At 59.0% G+C, this 17,188-nt stretch carries 14 protein-coding genes and 2 pseudogenes; 12 read left to right on the forward strand and 4 right to left on the reverse strand.

Annotated features, from left to right (window positions below; all coding sequences use genetic code 11):
- Positions 1-5: 5 nt before the first annotated feature.
- Both FZF01_RS13420 and FZF01_RS13425 read right to left on the reverse strand, forming a co-directional pair.
- A complete protein-coding gene (locus FZF01_RS13420; protein ID WP_150278717.1) occupies positions 6-770 on the reverse strand; it encodes a heme ABC transporter ATP-binding protein in 765 nt (254 codons plus the stop codon).
- Positions 770-1,807, reverse strand: a complete 1,038-nt coding sequence (locus tag FZF01_RS13425; RefSeq protein WP_150278844.1) for a FecCD family ABC transporter permease — start codon at positions 1,805-1,807, stop codon at positions 770-772. The genes FZF01_RS13420 and FZF01_RS13425 overlap by 1 nt, the downstream gene beginning before the upstream one ends.
- A gap of 86 nt (positions 1,808-1,893) precedes the next feature.
- Between FZF01_RS13425 and FZF01_RS13430 the strand changes: the two genes are divergently transcribed.
- Positions 1,894-2,232 carry a Rieske (2Fe-2S) protein gene (locus tag FZF01_RS13430; RefSeq protein WP_150278718.1) on the forward strand — a complete coding sequence of 113 codons (339 nt, stop codon included), beginning with the start codon at positions 1,894-1,896 and terminating at the stop codon, positions 2,230-2,232.
- A 23-nt stretch (positions 2,233-2,255) separates the two neighbouring features.
- On the opposite strand, the gene sfsA is transcribed toward FZF01_RS13430, so the two are convergent.
- Positions 2,256-2,957 carry a DNA/RNA nuclease SfsA gene (sfsA, locus tag FZF01_RS13435; protein WP_150278845.1) on the reverse strand — a complete coding sequence of 234 codons (702 nt, stop codon included), beginning with the start codon at positions 2,955-2,957 and terminating at the stop codon, positions 2,256-2,258.
- A gap of 14 nt (positions 2,958-2,971) precedes the next feature.
- Positions 2,972-4,135 carry a pyridoxal phosphate-dependent aminotransferase gene (locus FZF01_RS13440; protein ID WP_150278719.1) on the reverse strand — a complete coding sequence of 388 codons (1,164 nt, stop codon included), beginning with the start codon at positions 4,133-4,135 and terminating at the stop codon, positions 2,972-2,974.
- 243 nt (positions 4,136-4,378) lie between these two features.
- On the opposite strand from FZF01_RS13440, the gene dksA reads away from it, so the two are divergent.
- From dksA to acs, 11 genes and pseudogenes are all read left to right on the forward strand, one after another.
- Positions 4,379-4,822 carry an RNA polymerase-binding protein DksA gene (dksA, locus tag FZF01_RS13445; RefSeq protein ID WP_150278720.1) on the forward strand — a complete coding sequence of 148 codons (444 nt, stop codon included), beginning with the start codon at positions 4,379-4,381 and terminating at the stop codon, positions 4,820-4,822.
- 83 nt (positions 4,823-4,905) lie between these two features.
- Positions 4,906-5,802, forward strand: coding sequence for a tRNA glutamyl-Q(34) synthetase GluQRS (gluQRS, locus tag FZF01_RS13450; protein ID WP_150278721.1), 897 nt, complete (start codon positions 4,906-4,908; stop codon positions 5,800-5,802).
- A gap of 130 nt (positions 5,803-5,932) precedes the next feature.
- Positions 5,933-6,109 (forward strand): hypothetical protein, encoded by a 177-nt coding sequence (locus tag FZF01_RS13455; RefSeq protein WP_150278722.1) that lies wholly within the window; start codon positions 5,933-5,935, stop codon positions 6,107-6,109.
- Positions 6,093-9,044: a sensor histidine kinase gene (locus FZF01_RS13460; RefSeq protein WP_150278723.1), complete on the forward strand. Its 2,952-nt coding sequence runs from the start codon at positions 6,093-6,095 to the stop codon at positions 9,042-9,044. The genes FZF01_RS13455 and FZF01_RS13460 overlap by 17 nt, the downstream gene beginning before the upstream one ends.
- Positions 9,045-9,079: 35 nt before the next feature.
- Positions 9,080-9,346: pseudogene (locus FZF01_RS19785) on the forward strand (response regulator); the annotation flags it as partial.
- A 180-nt stretch (positions 9,347-9,526) separates the two neighbouring features.
- Positions 9,527-10,516 (forward strand): annotated as a pseudogene (locus FZF01_RS13465) (sigma-54 interaction domain-containing protein); the annotation flags it as partial.
- Positions 10,517-11,336: 820 nt separating this feature from the next.
- Positions 11,337-12,716, forward strand: coding sequence for a polynucleotide adenylyltransferase PcnB (locus FZF01_RS13470; RefSeq protein WP_150278725.1), 1,380 nt, complete (start codon positions 11,337-11,339; stop codon positions 12,714-12,716).
- Positions 12,713-13,216, forward strand: coding sequence for a 2-amino-4-hydroxy-6-hydroxymethyldihydropteridine diphosphokinase (folK, locus tag FZF01_RS13475; RefSeq protein WP_150278726.1), 504 nt, complete (start codon positions 12,713-12,715; stop codon positions 13,214-13,216). Before FZF01_RS13470 ends, folK begins: the two co-directional genes overlap by 4 nt.
- A gap of 175 nt (positions 13,217-13,391) precedes the next feature.
- A complete protein-coding gene (gene panB, locus FZF01_RS13480; RefSeq protein ID WP_150278727.1) occupies positions 13,392-14,186 on the forward strand; it encodes a 3-methyl-2-oxobutanoate hydroxymethyltransferase in 795 nt (264 codons plus the stop codon).
- Between the two features lie 5 nt (positions 14,187-14,191).
- Entirely contained in the window at positions 14,192-15,043 is an 852-nt protein-coding gene (panC, locus tag FZF01_RS13485; RefSeq protein WP_150278728.1) for a pantoate--beta-alanine ligase, read from the forward strand.
- 171 nt (positions 15,044-15,214) lie between these two features.
- Entirely contained in the window at positions 15,215-17,155 is a 1,941-nt protein-coding gene (acs, locus tag FZF01_RS13490; RefSeq protein WP_150278729.1) for an acetate--CoA ligase, read from the forward strand.
- Positions 17,156-17,188 lie beyond the last annotated feature (33 nt).

The following is a 17,188-nucleotide window of genomic DNA, read 5'->3' on the forward strand; positions in this document are numbered from 1 at the left end:
ATACCTCAGCTGATAATTAATGGGCAATCCAGTTGCGGATGGGGTGCGACCTGTACCTCGACACCAAACACCTGACTGATCCGCTCTGCCTTGAGCACATCCCAGGGGGTACCCACGGCAGAAACCCCTCCACGATCAAGCAGTAGCAACCTGTCAGCGTAGCGTGCCGCCAGATTCAAATCGTGCAATACCAACAATACCGCATTGCCGCGCCCGGCGAGCTCACGGGCTTGTTGCAGAATCAGTCGCTGATGGGCCAGGTCCAGCGAGGCAGTAGGCTCGTCGAGTAGCAGGCAGGCAGGCTCCGCATTACTCCATATCTGCGCCAGTACCCGAGCCAGATGCACCCGCTGGCGTTCGCCACCAGACAAAGCAAGGTAGCTACGCTGACGCAAATGCGTGATGTCGGCTGCATGCATCACCTCTGCGGCTATACGCGCATCCTCGTCCCGCCCGCTGGCGTGGGGCAGCCGACCGAGCAGCACAACCTCCTCAACACTGAAGGCAAACGCGAGCGAGGAAGCTTGCGGCAATACGGCAAGACGCTGCGCGCGCTGGTTGGCGGCCCAGGACTCCAAGGGCCTGTCTGCCAGAAGAATATCGCCAGCAGCGCGGGGCAGCTCGCCGCTCAGGGTAGCCAGTAGCGTACTTTTCCCGGCCCCGTTGGTGCCCAACACCGCCAGCACTTCCCCAGCCTGCAGGCGGAAATCAATACCAGCAACAACCTGGCAGCCACCCCGCGCACAACTGAGCCCCCGAACTGCCAGCATTACCACCCCCGGCGCTGTGAGCGCAGCAACAGGATCAGAAAGAATGGCGCACCCAAAAGCGCGGTGAGAATCCCAATCGGCAGCTCCGCCGGTGCAATCACCAGCCGCGCCACCACGTCAGCCAGCAGCAGCAAACCGCCACCCAGCAGCATTGACCCAGGCAGTACCAGGCGATGATCAACGCCCAGCATCAAACGAATCAGATGCGGCACCACCAAGCCGACAAACCCGATCAGGCCCGCTACCGCCACGCAGGCCCCCACTCCCAGGGCAGTCAGCAGGATCAGCTCACGCTTGACCCGCTCAACGTCGACGCCCAGATGCCGAGCTTCGGACTCACCAAGCAGTAAAGCGTTAAGTGCGCGAGCCTGACGCGGCAATCGCCAACATATCAGTGCGCAACACAGCGCAAGTGCAAGGACCCGTGGATAGCTTGCCGAGCCCAGGCTACCCATGTTCCAGAAGGTGAGCGTGCGTAGCATACGGTCATCGGCCAGATAACCCAGCAGACCGATAAGCGCGCCGCTGATCGCGGCGATTGCGATACCGGCCAGTAACATGCTGGCGACCGAAGTGCCTTGAGCCGTCTGCCCCAATCGATACACCAACAGCGTAGTGACAACCCCTCCGCCAAACGCTCCGATAACGGTTGCGTAGGGCAGTAAAGCATCAGGCATGGCGGAAAACAGCCAGCCCCCCAGCACAATAACGACAGCCGCGCCGAGTGCCGCACCACTGGAAACGCCTATCAGGCTGGGATCGGCCAGAGGGTTGCGAAACAGTCCCTGCATAACAGCTCCGGTCAGCGCCAGCGTTACGCCGACCAGCAATCCCATCAGTGTGCGCGGCAACCGGATCTGTTCGATGATCACTTGAACTTCGCCGGGTGCCTCAGTCAACCCCAGCATGTTCCCCAAAGCCGCGAGGGTATCCAGCGGCGCTACAGTGACCGCCCCCAGCCCGAGTGACAATAGAATAGTCGACAGCAGAAAGATAAAAAGCACTGTGAGAATGGCTGGGCGCATCCGCGCATGCATAATCATCAGCGTTTCACCGACAATCTGCAGGGCCGGAGTAGTCTGCGAGACTGGCGGCGGCATGCGCCGGCGGAGATAATGGATCCATGACTGACAATGATGATTTTCTGCCCGCCCCCCTGTGTCGTCTCGACCAGCTCGCCGACCCCGGCAGTCTGGGAGTGGAACGCGATGGCGAAATGCTGATGGTGATACGCCAGGGCAACCGTGCCTACGTTTACGTCAACCGCTGCCCCCATCGCGGTATCCCCCTGGAGTGGGTCCCCAATCAGTTTCTCGACAGCTCCGGCAGACTGATCCAGTGTGCCAGCCACGGCGCGCTTTTTCTGCCGGAAAACGGCGAATGTGTCGCCGGTCCCTGTGCTGGCGCGTACCTGCAACCGCGCCGCTGCCATATCGGCAATGGTCAGGTCTGGCTTGACTGAACGCCCATGTCCGTCGCTCTGGCTCATATCTCCACCGGCAGTTGACCTGCCACTTCCAGGCCATGCGGTGAGGGGACTACCGACCAGGCGATGACCTCCACACCCTGGGCTACAGCCTGACGCAACAGCCGACCGTATTCGGGGTCTATCTCATCGGCGGGCCTCACCCACTCGATGCCAGAATGCATGACACAGAACAGCAGGCAGGCACGCCTGCCATTGGCGGCCAGGCTGGTCAGCTCGCGCAGATGCTTCTGCCCCCGCAGACTGACGGCGTCCGGAAAAGCGCCGCCGCCCGCACCCACCGCCATGGTTACGCTCTTGACCTCGACCACACATTCCCCCGGATCGCTGAGCAGAAAGTCGAAGCGGCTCTCGCCGCCTGGCAGCCTGACCTCCGGCCGCACCACACGATAGCCCACAAGTGGCGTGATCAGATCCTGCGCCAGCGCGGCAGCCACCACCTTGTTGGCCCGTGCACTGTGAATACAGGCCAGACCACCAAGCGGTGTTTCAACCAGCTCCCAGCTACCCGGCAGCTTGCGCCCGGTCTTCTGTTCCAGGCGCACCCAGACGGAGCTGCCCGGCTCGGCACACCCTTTCATTGATCCCGTGTTGGGACAGTGCACGGTCATTTCGCGGCCATCATCCAGGCGCACATCGGCGAGAAAGCGTTTATAGCGCTTGAGCAGGATGCCGCTGTGCAGGAGGGGTGAAAATGGTATCGATGTTGCGGACATTATCTGAGACCCCGCTCCAGACGCTCGACTGCCTGCCCGAGTCGATCGAGGGATGCGGTGTAAGCGAAACGTACATGCTCATGCTGGCGATAGTCACCGAAGTCCAGACCCGGTGTAATCGCCAGATATTCGCTTTCAAGCAAGCGCCGACACAGCGCGCTGCTGTCTGCGGAATGCCTGCTGATGTCGGCATATAGATAGAAGGCGCCCTGCGGGGTGGTCGGTATCCCGAAACCTAGATCACGCAGCGCAGGAAGAAGAAAATCCCGGCGAGCCTGAAAAGCTTTCCGACGCTCCTCGCAAATGGCTTGAGTTTCCTCTTCGAACGCCGCAAGCGCTGCCCACTGAGCCATGTGGGGCGCACAGATGTACAGATTCTGAGCCAGCTTCTCCAGTTCGGGAATCGCAGCCTCGGGGGCGATCAACCAGCCCAGTCGCCAACCGGTCATGCCGTAGTACTTGGAAAAACTGTTGAGCACGAATGCATCCGGCGCCACCTCAAGCACCGAGCTTGCCTCACAGTCGTAGGTCAGGCCATGGTATATCTCGTCAACCACCAGATGCCCACCCAACCGTCTGACTGTATCGGCCATTCCACGCAACTGGGGCTTGCTCAGCAGAGTACCTGTAGGATTGGCTGGAGAGGCCGCCAGTACCGCTGAACAACTGTCATCCCAGTGCTGCTCGATCAACTCGGGAGTCAGTTGGTAAGCGCTCTGCGGCCCAGTGGGTATCATCTTCGCATTGGCTCCGAGCAGGCGCAGAAAATTGCGATTGCAGGGATAGGACGGGTCGGCCATCACCACACTCTGTCCCGGATCAACAAGCAGCGAGGCTATCAGCAACAGAGCTGCCGAGCCTCCGGGGGTGACGACCACTCTACCTGGATCGACCTGCACACCGTAGCGGTGCGCATAGGAAGCGGCGATAGCCTCGCGTAACGCTGGCAAGCCCAATGCCGGCGTGTAGCCGGTATGTCCGTTGTCCAGGGCAGCCTGCCCGGCGCGAATAATCGGGGCAGGGGTTGCAAAATCGGGCTCGCCGATCTCCATGTGGATCACGTCGCGACCCTGCGCTTGCAGCGTCTTGGCCCGCGCCAGCACACTCATGACATGAAACGCCTGAATATCCCGCGTCCGCTCTGCCCACCCCTGCCTGCGCATGCCTGCTCCTGAATCTGTGATCGTTACCTGCGTCGAGACTGCGGATGATACCCGTCCAGCCCCGGCCCGGCAGCCTGTTTACACTGACTTGCATCAACTGAACCAACCATCTGACGGCAAACAGTAGCGCGGTTGGTCAGGTTCTGGTAGTTTTGCCGCCTTGCATGCCACTGGCTGCACCCTCAGGCCATCCGCGACGTGGGCCTGGCACAGAAAGATAGAGCAAAAAAGTGAGGGGTCCTCATGCCCAGCAATGCCAAAGAAAAAAGTTCAATGTTGATCCGTGGGTTCGCACCCTATAAGGAAAAGAAAGGCGAAGAGTATATGAACGAGCAGCAGCTCGAGCATTTCGCCGCCATTCTCAACGGCTGGAAGCGCGAGCTGATGGAAGAGGTAGACCGCACCGTGCATCACATGCAGGACGAGGCTGCCAACTTCCCGGATCCGGCCGATCGCGCCAGCCAGGAAGAGGAGTTCAGCCTTGAACTGAGAGCCCGCGACCGCGAGCGCAAGCTGATCCGCAAGATCGATCAGACCCTCGAGCGCATCGAGGATGACGATTATGGGTTCTGCGATTCATGCGGTGTCGAGATTGGTATTCGTCGCCTTGAAGCGCGGCCAACCGCCACGCTATGCATCGACTGCAAGACGCTGGCAGAAATCAAGGAAAAGCAGGTAGGCAGCTGATACGCCGCCTGTTAACCAACCCTGCCCGTCATCGGCGCCAGGGTTGGCAGCGTTCCTTTGCCTGCTGAAACAGGCCACCTGCCATGACTTTCCAACAAGAACCCTACGTCGGCCGCTTCGCTCCGACCCCCAGCGGTCACCTGCATTTTGGCTCGCTGCTCGCCGCTCTCGCCAGCTACCTGGACGCACGCCACCAGCGTGGACGATGGCTTGTGCGTATGGAAGATCTGGATACTCCCCGCAACATGTCCGGCGCTGCAGAACACATACTGCAAACGCTAGAGGCCCATGGCCTGATCCGGGATGGCGACGTGCTAGTCCAGAGCCAGCAAACCGAACGTTATCAACAGCAGATCAATAGCTGGGTTGGCCAGGGCCTGGCGTATTACTGTAATTGTTCGCGGGCCGACCTCGCGGTATTTGGGGGCGTGTATCCCGGTACCTGCCGCGGGCGTAACCTGCCTCCCGCCGATGACCATGCGGTGAGGTTACGGGTAACAAATGACCCGATCGTTTTTACCGACCGCTTGCAGGGCAGAGTCACCCAACACCTGGAAAGCGAGATAGGCGACTTCGTGATCCGACGACGCGATGGTGTGGTTGCCTACCAGCTCGCCGTGGTAATGGACGATATAACCCAGGGCGTTACTCATATTGTACGCGGCGCCGACCTCCTCGACTCAACGCCCAGGCAGCTGTGGATTTACCAGTTACTCCAGACTACCGCACCTGAATACCTGCATATTCCCCTCTTGATGACGCGGCGCGGGCACAAGCTCAGCAAGCGCCTGAATTCAGCTGCGATCGAAGACTCTCAGGCACCGGCGAGCCTCTACTCGGCCCTGCTGGCACTCCGGCAACAGCCGCCCGCCGAGCTTCAGAACAGGCCGGTGGCCGAGGTCCTCGCCTGGGCAATCGAACACTGGCAGCCAGGCCAACTGCCCGCCGTGCGTGAAATCATGGTGCAAGACCCGCAATGAGCGAGCTCGCTGAACATCGCGGAGCTTGGCAAGCAAGGCCGGCCTGATTACCCTATTACCTCATTCAACCCGTCGCCGGTGGCGCTCGGGCAACCCACGGCAGTGCGCTGTCGTCGATCTCTGGATGCCCATGTATATCTACCGCCTGGTACTCTTGCTGGTGATCGGCATATACCTGTTCTCGCCCGCCATCATGGATTGGTGGATCGAGCCGCAGGGTGCCTGGTATCGCCCCTATATGCTCTGGTTGATCCTGATCATTGCCGGCATTGTGCTGCAGAGTCCGAAAGATGCCGATGAGCTTTGAGCTGAGCCACCTGCTGCTGGTCAGCATCCTTTATCTACTCACGTTATTTGGCGTTGCCTGGGTAACTGAAAGGGGCATGCTGCCGCGGGCGCTATTGCAGCATCCTGCGGTTTACACCCTGTCGCTGGGGGTTTACGCCAGTGCCTGGGCTTTCTACGGCACGGTCGGGCTGGCCTATGAGTACGGGTATGGGTTTCTTACCTACTATCTCGGCGTATGCGGTGCTTTCCTGCTGGCCCCGGTACTACTGGGACCCATCCTGCGTATCACCCGCACGTACCAGCTCTCGTCCCTGGCAGACCTCTTTGCCTTCCGTTTCCGCAGCACCCTGGCTGGCACCCTGACGACACTGTGCATGCTGATTGGCGTGTTGCCACTGCTTGCGCTGCAGATACAGGCAGTCGCTGACTCGGTACAGATTCTCACCCAGGAGACCGGGCAGAATGCAGTGGCTCTGGGCTTTTGTGTACTGATTACCCTGTTCGCAATCCTGTTCGGCGCGCGTCACATTTCCACCCGGGAAAAGCATGAAGGCCTGGTCATGGCCATTGCCTTCGAATCCCTGGTCAAACTGGTCGCCATCGGCGCGGTAGGGCTGTACGCCCTTTACGGTGTTTTTGGCGGCCCAGCCGGCCTCGAGTCCTGGCTCGCCTACAATCAGCAGGCACTGCAAACATTGCACTCACCTCTGCAAGAGGGCCCCTGGCGCACCCTGCTTCTGGTTTTCTTCGCCGCCGCCATCGTCATGCCGCACATGTATCACATGGCCTTTACCGAAAACCTCAACCCCCGGGCCATGGCCACGGCAAGCTGGGGGCTGCCCCTGTTCCTGTTGCTGATAAGCCTTGCCGTACCGCCGATTCTCTGGGCCGGCCTGCACTTGGGCATCCCCACCAATCCTGAATATTTCACCCTGGGTCTGGGTGTGGCTGCCGGGGCCGACTGGCTGACGCTGCTTGCGTTCATCGGCGGGCTGTCAGCGGCCAGCGGCCTGATCATCGTGGTTACCCTGGCCCTTTCGGGCATGGTACTCAACCACCTGGTTTTGCCTGTCTACCAGCCCAGCGCCGAGAACAACATCTACCGCTGGCTGCTCTGGACCCGCCGCACGCTGATCGCGGCCATCATCATGGCCAGCTACGGCTTCTATCGTCTGCTTGGAGCTGAGCAGGACCTGGCCAATCTGGGTATTGCCTCCTTTGTCGCCACGGTTCAGTTTCTGCCCGGCGCGCTATCGGTTCTTTACTGGCAGCAGGCCAACCGCCGGGGCTTCATCGGCGGACTGATTGCCGGCATGCTGGTCTGGGCAATCACCCTGCTACTACCTCTTGTCACCGAGGTAACCGGACTGCAGATTCTCGGTCAGACACTGAGCTTCAATGCCGACACCTGGCATCTGGCAGCCATTGCCTCACTGGCCGCAAATATCTTCGCATTCACCAGCATATCGCTGTTCACCCAGCGCTCGCGCGAGGAACAGAGTGCAGCCGAAGCCTGTTCGGTGGATAACGTCAGCCGCCCACAACGCAGGGAGCTGATCGCCGATTCACCCCAGGAGTTCGCGCAACAGCTGGCCAAGCCGCTAGGCAACAAGACCGCGCAACAGGAAGTAGAACAGGCCCTACGTGATCTGCAGCTACCCTTCGACGAGCGCCGCCCCTACGCATTGCGGCGTCTTCGCGACCGACTCGAAGCCAACCTGTCTGGACTGATGGGCCCCAGCGTCGCACAGGAAATCATCAGCACCTTCCTGCCCTTCAAGCTGGCCCGCGAGGGTTACATCACCGAAGACATTCACTTTATCGAGAACCGGCTGGAAGACTATCACTCGCGCCTTACCGGTCTGGCTGCGGAACTCGACGGTCTGCGGCGCTACCATCGTCAGACCCTGCAGGATCTGCCCATGGGCGTGTGTTCGCTGGCCAAGGATAACGAAGTGCTGATGTGGAACCGCGCCATGCAGGCACTTACCGGCATCAGCGCGGAGAGCGTAGTGGGCTCACGCCTGGACGATATAGAAGCACCCTGGAACGAGCTGCTCGGACGCTTCGTCAGCGACCAGTCAGCCCATTTGCACAAGCAGAAACTTGTCGTAAAAGGACAGACGCAATGGCTGAACCTGCACAAGGCAGCCATTGACGAGCCTGGTAACGTTGTCAGCAGCGGCCTGGTATTGTTGATCGAGGATCAGACCGAGACGCAAATGCTCGAGGAGGAACTGATGCACTCCGAGCGCCTCGCTTCCATCGGTCGCCTCGCCGCAGGCGTGGCCCACGAAATAGGTAACCCGGTTACCGGTATCGCCTGCCTGGCGCAAAACCTGCGGGAGGAATCGGACCAGCCCGAGGCCAGGGAAATGGCCGACCAGGTAATGGAGCAAACCCGACGCATTTCCCGAATTGTCCAGTCTCTGGTCAATTTTGCACACGTCGGCAGTCGCCACAATAACAGCAACGAGAGAGTCGATCTGGCGAGCTGTACCAGCGAGGCCATTCATCTACTGTCACTCAATCGTCAGGGCCCCGAGGTTATTTATGTTAACCTCTGTAACCCCGAACATGTGGTCGCTGGTGATAGCCAGCGCCTGGTCCAGGTCCTGATAAACCTGCTGGGCAATGCCCGGGACGCCAGCAACAATGCCGACACGATTACCATTTCAACCCGGCAGAACGAGCATCAGGTCCTGCTGCATGTCGAGGATCAGGGCAGCGGAATAGACAAGGCGATCATGGATCGGCTGTTCGAGCCATTTTTCACCACCAAGCAACCAGGGACAGGAACAGGGCTCGGATTGGCACTGGTCTACTCGATTATCGAAGAGCACTATGGACAAATAACCATAGACAGTCCGGCAGATCCCATACTCCAGCGCGGCACGCGATTTATCATCACCCTGCCCCGCTACAGCGTTTTGAGCAACGGTGCCAACGCCTGAAGTCCATTCGGCAAGGCATCGAGCACGAGGAACCTATGTCACATATCTTGGTTGTAGAAGATGAGGCAATCATCCGCTCGGCACTACGGCGCCTCCTTGAGCGGCACCAGTATCAGGTCAGCGAAGCTGGATCCGTTGCCGACGCAGTTAACCAGTTCGATCTCGGCACCTTCGACCTGGTGATCAGCGACTTGCGCCTACCCGGTGAGCCCGGCACGGAAATGATTCGACGAGCGCCCGACACGCCGGTGCTGATCATGACCAGCTACGCCAGCCTGCGGTCAGCCGTCGACTCGATGAAACTTGGCGCGGTGGATTACATAGCCAAGCCCTTCGACCACGAAGAAATGCTGCAGACCGTTGCCCGAATCATCAAGGACAGCCAGGAACGCCGTAACCCGCCCCAGGTCCAACCTGCGACAGACGCGGAGATTTCCAGCTCCTCCGCTACGCAACAACCTGCAGTCGCCAAGGGCTCGAGCATGGGAATCATTGGCACCAGCCCGCCAATGCAGCTCCTGTTCAAACGTATCGGCAAAGTTGCACCTACCGATTCCACTGTACTCATTCAGGGTGAATCCGGCACCGGCAAGGAACTGGTTGCCAAGGCCCTGCACGAGCACTCGCGACGAGCCAAGGCACCGATGATTTCCGTCAACTGCGCCGCCATTCCGGAAACCCTGATCGAGTCCGAGTTGTTCGGTCACGAGAAAGGCTCCTTTACCGGCGCTACTGCCGGTCGCACGGGTCTGGTTGAAGCTGCCGATGGCGGCACACTGTTCCTCGACGAGATCGGCGAACTACCCCTGGAAGCGCAGGCGCGTCTGCTGCGCGTACTCCAGGAAGGCGAGATACGCAGAGTCGGCTCTGTTCAATCTCACAAGGTAGATGTACGCCTGGTAGCAGCGACGCACCGCGACCTCAAGACACTCGCGCGCCAAGGGCTGTTTCGCGAGGACCTGTATTACCGTCTCAACGTGATTGAACTTCGGCTTCCGCCGCTACGCGAGCGAGGCGAGGACATCATGCTCATAGCCGAAGCGCTGCTCGCACGCGCCGCGAAAAACATAAACCAGAGTGGTCTGCACTTCAGCGCAGAAGCCAAACAGGCCATCAGCCTGCATACCTGGCGCGGCAACGTCCGAGAACTGGAAAATGCAGTCGAGCGCGCGGCCATACTATGCGATGAGGACGAAATCTCTACAGAGCTTCTGGGCATAGAACTGGATATCGAGCACGAGCGCGCGTCCCAGGCAGCGAATGCGCTGCAGACCATGAGCCATGAGCAGAGCGTCAGTAGCGAACCAACCGAAGATCTGTCGCTCGAAGACTATTTCCAGCATTTCGTACTCGAGCATCAGGATCGAATGACCGAAACCGAGCTGGCCAATAAACTGGGCATCAGCCGCAAGTGTCTTTGGGAAAGACGGCAACGACTTGGTATCCCGCGTAAGAAAACCGCCAACTCCTGAGCTACCTCCCAGGTTCTGGCAAGCGCTTTGGCTCAACGCTTTTCGCTTGTCAGACAGAGTGTTACCCGTTAACCGATCCTAAACCGGGCAAGTGTTACCCCCAACCCGCCCCGCCGTAACACTTGTACGGGTTGATAGGTAACGTCACCCGCCTATCAAGCCTTGAACAAAACACCATAAAATCCTAAGCTCTTGTTTTATAAAGGATTGCAAAAGTTGGCACGACGAATGCTTTATATCTGGCACAACAAAAATAAAAACCAAGCAAAACACAATAAAAATAAGATCTGACTACACACACAATAAAAACAAGACGTGAGAGTCGCAGCAAACTGATTTTTTTGGAGAATGTGTACTTGCCGTGCGGACAGGATGTCCGTCTGGATAGAAGAATAAAAGTTGCCTGAGCAACCCGACAATCCAGAGCCAATGATAGGCCTCGTGTTTTGACATAAGCTTCCAAAGCAATCCGTTTGTTTTGGGCAACCCGGGATGGGTAACCACTATAGCGGCGTTGCCGCTTCTGCCTAAAAAGAAAATCGCTGTTATAAAAACAAGAATAATAAAACCATTGGGGGGAGTGCATGCTCCCCTTGAGTTTATCTGCTTACCCCCTCCGTTATGCCCCAATTTCCGCACTTAATTTAATTTCCGAACCATTCAGGCTAGAATGCACCAGTCAAGTCAGGCCAAGCGCTGACCCGAGCCTATCTGCGCGTTCAATACAGCGTAGAGCTCCTCTGTCCGTTACCCCTGACATTCATGCTCACTACAGCCCCATGAAACCGGGTTGAAAAATGCCGGTGGAAAGCCTGAACCTATGATTCGTAAGTTGTTGAAGAAACTGCCAACGCCCTTTGGCCGTCAGGTCCACAGGCGCACAACGCCGTCGGTCATCCCCGCCAGTCAGCACAGCCTGCGGCGAGAACGGCTGAGCAAGAACGCAGTCAATGTCGTCGAACGGCTCCAGCAAGCGGGTTATCAGGCATTTGTTGTCGGCGGCTGTGTCCGCGACTCCCTGCTCAACATGTCCCCGAAGGATTACGATGTAGCCACCAGCGCTACCCCGGAGCAGGTACGAGCCACGTTTCGCAACGCACGACTCATCGGCAGGCGTTTCAAACTGGTGCATGTTCACTTTGGTCGTGAAATCATTGAGGTGGCCACCTTTCGCGCCAACCACGCGGATGACGAAGCAGGCGAACCCCAGAGCGACGACAAGTCCCGCCAAAGCGAGTCCGGCCGTCTGCTGCGTGACAATGTCTACGGGAACTTCGAGCAGGACGCCCAACGTCGCGATTTCACCATCAATGCCCTGTATTACGATGTCAGCACAGGTTATATCCATGATTATGCCAATGGCATGCATGATATACGTAATGGATTGATACGCCTGATTGGCGACCCAGAACAGCGCTACCAGGAAGACCCTGTGCGCATGCTGCGCGCCGTACGCTTCGCCGCCAAACTGGACTTCGAGATCGAACCGCACAGCGCCGCACCGATTCCGGACATGACCGATCTGCTGTTCGATATACCGCCTGCACGTCTGTTCGACGAGTCGCTGAAACTACTGATGAGCGGCCAGGGCGAAAAGACGTTCGACCTGCTGCATTATTACTATCTGTTCGAGCCCCTGTTCCCGGATACCGAAGAAGCAATTGAAGCGAATCCGGATTACAGCCTGGCGCTGATCCGCCAAGCCCTGCGCAATACCGATGATCGCATTCGCGAAGGACGGCCCGTCACTCCGGCGTTTCTTTTCGCTGCCCTGCTGTGGCCAGCGCTCGCGCCACGCATCCAGGCTCTGGAAGCCCAGGGCATCCCGACCATACCGGCCCAGCAGCAGGCAGCCCAGGATCTGCTGACCGAGCAATGCCAGCATATTGCAATCCCCAAGCGGTTCAGCGTGCCCCTGCGCGAGATCTGGGATATGCAGCCTCGCCTCGAACGCCGCAGCGGCCGACGGGCCGACCAACTGCTCGAACATCCTCGCTTCCGTGCTGCCTACGACTTCCTGTTGCTGCGCGAAACAGCGGGCGAACAGACCGACGGCCTCGGTCATTGGTGGACCCTTTATCAGGAAGCCTCACCGGACCAGCGCCGCAAGATGATCAGCGCACTGGATGACAAGGCCGCCAGCCCAAAGCGCCCACGCAACCGCAAGAAGCGCAAACCCAGGACCTCGGCAGACTCATGAGCCTGCGCTGTTACGTCGGCCTTGGCAGCAACCAGGCGGAGCCGGCAAAGCAATTGCAGCTCGCCTGCAAGGCGCTGGACGGTCTACCAGAAACCCGTTTGCTGAGCTGTTCGCAGCTATACCGGAGCAAACCCATGGGCCCCCAGGACCAGCCTGATTATCTCAACGCAGTCGCCCTGATCGAGACCAGCCTCGCACCACTGCTCCTGCTGGACAAGCTGCAGCAAATCGAGCAACAGCAGGGTCGTGAACGCAAAGCCGAGCGCTGGGGCCCCCGCTCACTGGATCTGGACATGCTTCTGTACGCAAATCAGCAGATAGACACTGACCGCCTGCGGGTGCCTCACTACCACATGCATGCCCGCCCTTTTGTGCTTTATCCCTTGGCTGAACTGGAGCCTGACCTGATAATGCCTGACGGCACTCCTTTGCAACACCTCTTGAAAAAATGCCCCCCGCTGGGCATAGAAGCCCTTGCTGATATGCCTGCACAAGGGTAAAAGATGTTTCCCGAAAACAGACACCAAGTTGCGCTCCACCATGCGCCTATGCACCAGGACTATACTGCCGGCTATAACGTCAGGATCCTGAGCAACCAGAGCCCAGGCTGTGACACAATCCAGCCCAAGCCCAAACGCCCGACGCCTCGCCGAGGCCGAACCAATGGAATCAGCCATGCCTAACGTAACCCTGACAACGCTGAGCAAGCTCAAGCAGACTGGTGAGAAGATCACCTGCCTCACTGCCTACGACGCCACCTTCTCGCAACTGGTCAACGAGGCCGGGGTGGAAGTGATCCTGGTTGGTGACTCACTGGGAATGGTATTGCAAGGCAATGACAGCACTCTGCCTGTGACCGTGGCTGACATGGCCTACCACACCCGGGCTGTAAAGCGTGGCAACAGTAGTGCTCTGATCATGGTCGACCTGCCGTTCATGTCCTACCCCAACGTAGACCAGGCGTTGGCCAGCAGTGCTCAACTGATGCAGGCTGGTGCCCATATGGTCAAACTGGAGGGGGCCGGGTGGCTTGCACCCATCATCAAGGCCCTGGTACAAAATGGCGTACCCGTTTGCGCCCACCTGGGCCTGACTCCGCAAGCGGTGAACCTGCTCGGGGGTTACAAGGTACAAGGGCGTCTTGATGAGCAGGCCCAGGTAATACTCGATGACGCCAAGGCGCTGGAAGCTGCCGGCGCGAGTATGTTGCTGCTCGAATGCGTTCCCAGCGTCCTGGCCAACGCTATTACCGAAGCGGTATCGGTACCGGTGATAGGTATTGGTGCCGGCAGTGGTACTGACGGGCAGGTGCTGGTAGTACACGACATGCTCGGCCTGACACGGGGTCACCGTCAGCCGCGTTTCGTCAAGAATTTCATGCTCGACCAGCAGGACGTGCCCGGCGCATTGCGCGCCTACGTCGAAGCAGTCAAGAAAGTCGAATTCCCCGCCGCCGAACACGAGTTTTAACGACGATGAACACCCTGCACACTATCGCTCAGTTACGCGCAGCGCTTAACCGGGCCCGCCAGGATGGCAAGCGTATTGGCCTGGTACCCACCATGGGCAACCTGCATGCGGGCCATGTCACGCTCGTTGCCAAGGCGCGGCAGCGTACCGACTTCGTGGTCGTCAGTATTTTCGTTAATCCTCTGCAATTTGGCGTTGGTGAGGATCTGGACAGCTACCCACGCACCCTGGAAGAGGATCAGCGCAAGCTGTTGGATGCTGGCGCGGATCTGGTGTTTGCTCCCAACGTCAAGGAAATGTATCCGGAGGGTATGGCCGGCCACACCCGCATCAGCGTGCCTGTGGTGTCCGAGGGGCTTTGCGGCGCCAGCCGACCGGGGCATTTCGAGGGGGTTGCCACGGTCGTGTGCAAGCTGCTCAACATTGTCCAGCCCGATCTGGCGGTATTCGGTCAGAAGGATTTTCAGCAACTGGCTGTCATCCGCAAGATGGCCCACGATCTCTGCCTGCCCGTGCAGGTTATGGGTGAACCCACAGTACGCGCCGATGACGGCCTGGCATTGTCATCACGTAACGGCTACCTCAGCGAGGAAGAGCGCAAGATTGCTCCTGTTCTGTTCCAGACCCTGCAGGACACAGCCAAGGCCATCCAGGCAGGAGAGCGGGACTATCCAGCTCTGATCGAGTGCGCGCGCCAGCGTCTCGCAGACGCCGGTCTGCGTGCCGACTACCTTGACCTGCGCGATGCCCTCACCCTTGACCCGGTCAATACCGGCACCCGTGACATGGTGATTCTGGCAGCCGCCTACCTGGGCAAGACACGACTCATCGACAACCTTCTGTTCCAACAGGACTGATCTCTCCACTCTCTTGAAGCCCTTTTTTGCCGCTGAACAGGCCACCGCTACACTCCTTGTGGCGACCTCGTATCAGACCAAAGAAGGGTTGAATTGCCTGCGGTAATGGCCGACGCTTAAAGCAAGAATGCTTCCGGCTGTGCCGCAGAAAATAACAAGAGGACCCGAGTCATGTACAAGATTGAAAACCATAAGGTATCCGACGCCGCCCGCTCGAATACACACGTCGATGAAGCCGGTTACAACCGGATGTACAAGCAGTCGATCGAGCAACCGGACCAGTTTTGGGCAGAGCAGGCTGAGCGCTTTCTGACCTGGGACAAGCCCTGGAGCAAGGTGCACGAAAGCGACATGACAAAGGGCGAAGCCGCCTGGTTTATCGACGGCAAACTCAATGTCAGCACCAATTGCATTGACCGCCACCTGGCCACCCGTGGCGACCAGACAGCCATCATCTGGGAAGGCGACGACCCGTCCGAGTCGCTGAATATCACCTACCGCCAGCTGCACGAACACGTTTCCCGACTGGCAAACGTACTGCGCGCCCGTGGCGTCAAAAAGGGCGAGCGCGTCTGCCTGTACATGCCAATGATCCCCGAGGCGGCCTATGCCATGCTCGCTTGCGCACGTATCGGCGCGGTGCATTCCGTGGTATTCGGCGGCTTCTCCCCGGATGCCGTGCGTGATCGTATCAACGATTCCGACTGCCAGGCTGTGATCACCGCTGATCAGGGCGTGCGCGGAGGCAAGAATGTGCCACTCAAGCAGAACGTCGACAAGGCGTTGAAGGAATGCCCTGGCGTACACACCGTGGTGACTGTCAAACGCACCGGTGGCGACATTGGCTGGAACGAGAACCGCGACATCTGGTACCACGAGGCCTGCGCCGCGGTCAGTGCCGAATGCGAACCCGAGCCGATGGACAGTGAAGACCCGCTATTCATCCTCTACACCTCAGGCTCTACCGGCAAGCCCAAGGGCGTATTGCACACTACCGGTGGCTATCTGCTAGGCTCGGCGATGACCCACCACTACGTGTTCGATTACCACGAGGGCGAAGTTTACTGGTGCACCGCGGATGTGGGCTGGATCACCGGCCACTCCTATATCGTTTATGGCCCCCTGTGCAACGGCGCCACTACCTTGATGTTCGAGGGCGTGCCGACCTACCCGGATGCCTCACGCTGCTGGCAGATCGTCGACAAGCACAAGGTCAACATCTTCTATACCGCGCCCACCGCTATTCGTGCACTGATGGCTCAGGGCAACGAGCTGGTTACCGGCACATCCCGTGAAAGCCTGCGCCTGCTGGGCAGTGTCGGCGAGCCGATCAACCCCGAGGCTTGGGAATGGTACTACCACGTAGTTGGCGAAATGCGCTGCCCGATTGTGGACACCTGGTGGCAGACCGAAACCGGCGCGATCATGATTACCCCCCTGCCGGGTGCCACTGATCTCAAGCCCGGTTCGGCCACACGTCCCTTCTTCGGTGTAGAGCCAGCCCTGTATGACCCCGAGGGCAACGAGCTGGAGGGTGCTGCCAGCGGTAACCTGGTAATCAAGCGGTCATGGCCGAGCCAGATTCGCACCGTCTACGGCGATCATCAGCGCCTGGTCGATACCTATTTCAGCGCCTACAAGGGTGTGTATTTCACCGGTGACGGCGCCCGACGCGACGAGGACGGTTATTACTGGATTACCGGCCGCGTGGACGACGTTCTCAACGTATCCGGTCACCGCATCGGCACCGCCGAAGTGGAAAGTGCCCTGGTACTGCATGACTCGGTAGCTGAAGCGGCCGTGGTCGGCTGCCCCCATGACATCAAGGGCCAGTGCATCTATGCCTATGTGATGCCCATGCGTGGAATAACGCCGAGCGACGAGCTGGTCAAGGAACTCAAGGCGTTCGTTGCCGAGCAGGTGGGCTCCTTCGCCAAGCCCGATTTCATCCAGTGGACGCCCGGGCTGCCGAAAACGCGCTCAGGCAAGATCATGCGCCGCATTCTGCGCAAGATTGCCTGTGATGAGCTCGAGACCCTGGGCGACACTTCGACACTTGCTGATCCAGCGGTCGTCGAGGAACTGATCGAGCATCGACTGAATCGCGCATGAGACACATCTTGTCCTGACCTGGCGGGCCCTCTA

The organism is Halopseudomonas salina (assembly GCF_008641105.1).

What these genes read in the sequence shown, in the direction of transcription:
- FZF01_RS13420 (WP_150278717.1), bottom strand. Translation starts at nt 770, where the DNA reads ATGCTGGCAGTTCGGGGGCTCAGTTGTGCGCGGGGTGGCTGCCAGGTT.
- FZF01_RS13425 (WP_150278844.1), bottom strand. Translation starts at nt 1,807, where the DNA reads ATGCATGCGCGGATGCGCCCAGCCATTCTCACAGTGCTTTTTATCTTT.
- FZF01_RS13430 (WP_150278718.1), top strand. Translation starts at nt 1,894, where the DNA reads ATGACTGACAATGATGATTTTCTGCCCGCCCCCCTGTGTCGTCTCGAC.
- FZF01_RS13440 (WP_150278719.1), bottom strand. Translation starts at nt 4,135, where the DNA reads ATGCGCAGGCAGGGGTGGGCAGAGCGGACGCGGGATATTCAGGCGTTT.
- dksA (WP_150278720.1), top strand. Translation starts at nt 4,379, where the DNA reads ATGCCCAGCAATGCCAAAGAAAAAAGTTCAATGTTGATCCGTGGGTTC.
- gluQRS (WP_150278721.1), top strand. Translation starts at nt 4,906, where the DNA reads ATGACTTTCCAACAAGAACCCTACGTCGGCCGCTTCGCTCCGACCCCC.
- FZF01_RS13455 (WP_150278722.1), top strand. Translation starts at nt 5,933, where the DNA reads ATGTATATCTACCGCCTGGTACTCTTGCTGGTGATCGGCATATACCTG.
- FZF01_RS13460 (WP_150278723.1), top strand. Translation starts at nt 6,093, where the DNA reads ATGCCGATGAGCTTTGAGCTGAGCCACCTGCTGCTGGTCAGCATCCTT.
- FZF01_RS13470 (WP_150278725.1), top strand. Translation starts at nt 11,337, where the DNA reads ATGATTCGTAAGTTGTTGAAGAAACTGCCAACGCCCTTTGGCCGTCAG.
- folK (WP_150278726.1), top strand. Translation starts at nt 12,713, where the DNA reads ATGAGCCTGCGCTGTTACGTCGGCCTTGGCAGCAACCAGGCGGAGCCG.
- panB (WP_150278727.1), top strand. Translation starts at nt 13,392, where the DNA reads ATGCCTAACGTAACCCTGACAACGCTGAGCAAGCTCAAGCAGACTGGT.
- panC (WP_150278728.1), top strand. Translation starts at nt 14,192, where the DNA reads ATGAACACCCTGCACACTATCGCTCAGTTACGCGCAGCGCTTAACCGG.
- acs (WP_150278729.1), top strand. Translation starts at nt 15,215, where the DNA reads ATGTACAAGATTGAAAACCATAAGGTATCCGACGCCGCCCGCTCGAAT.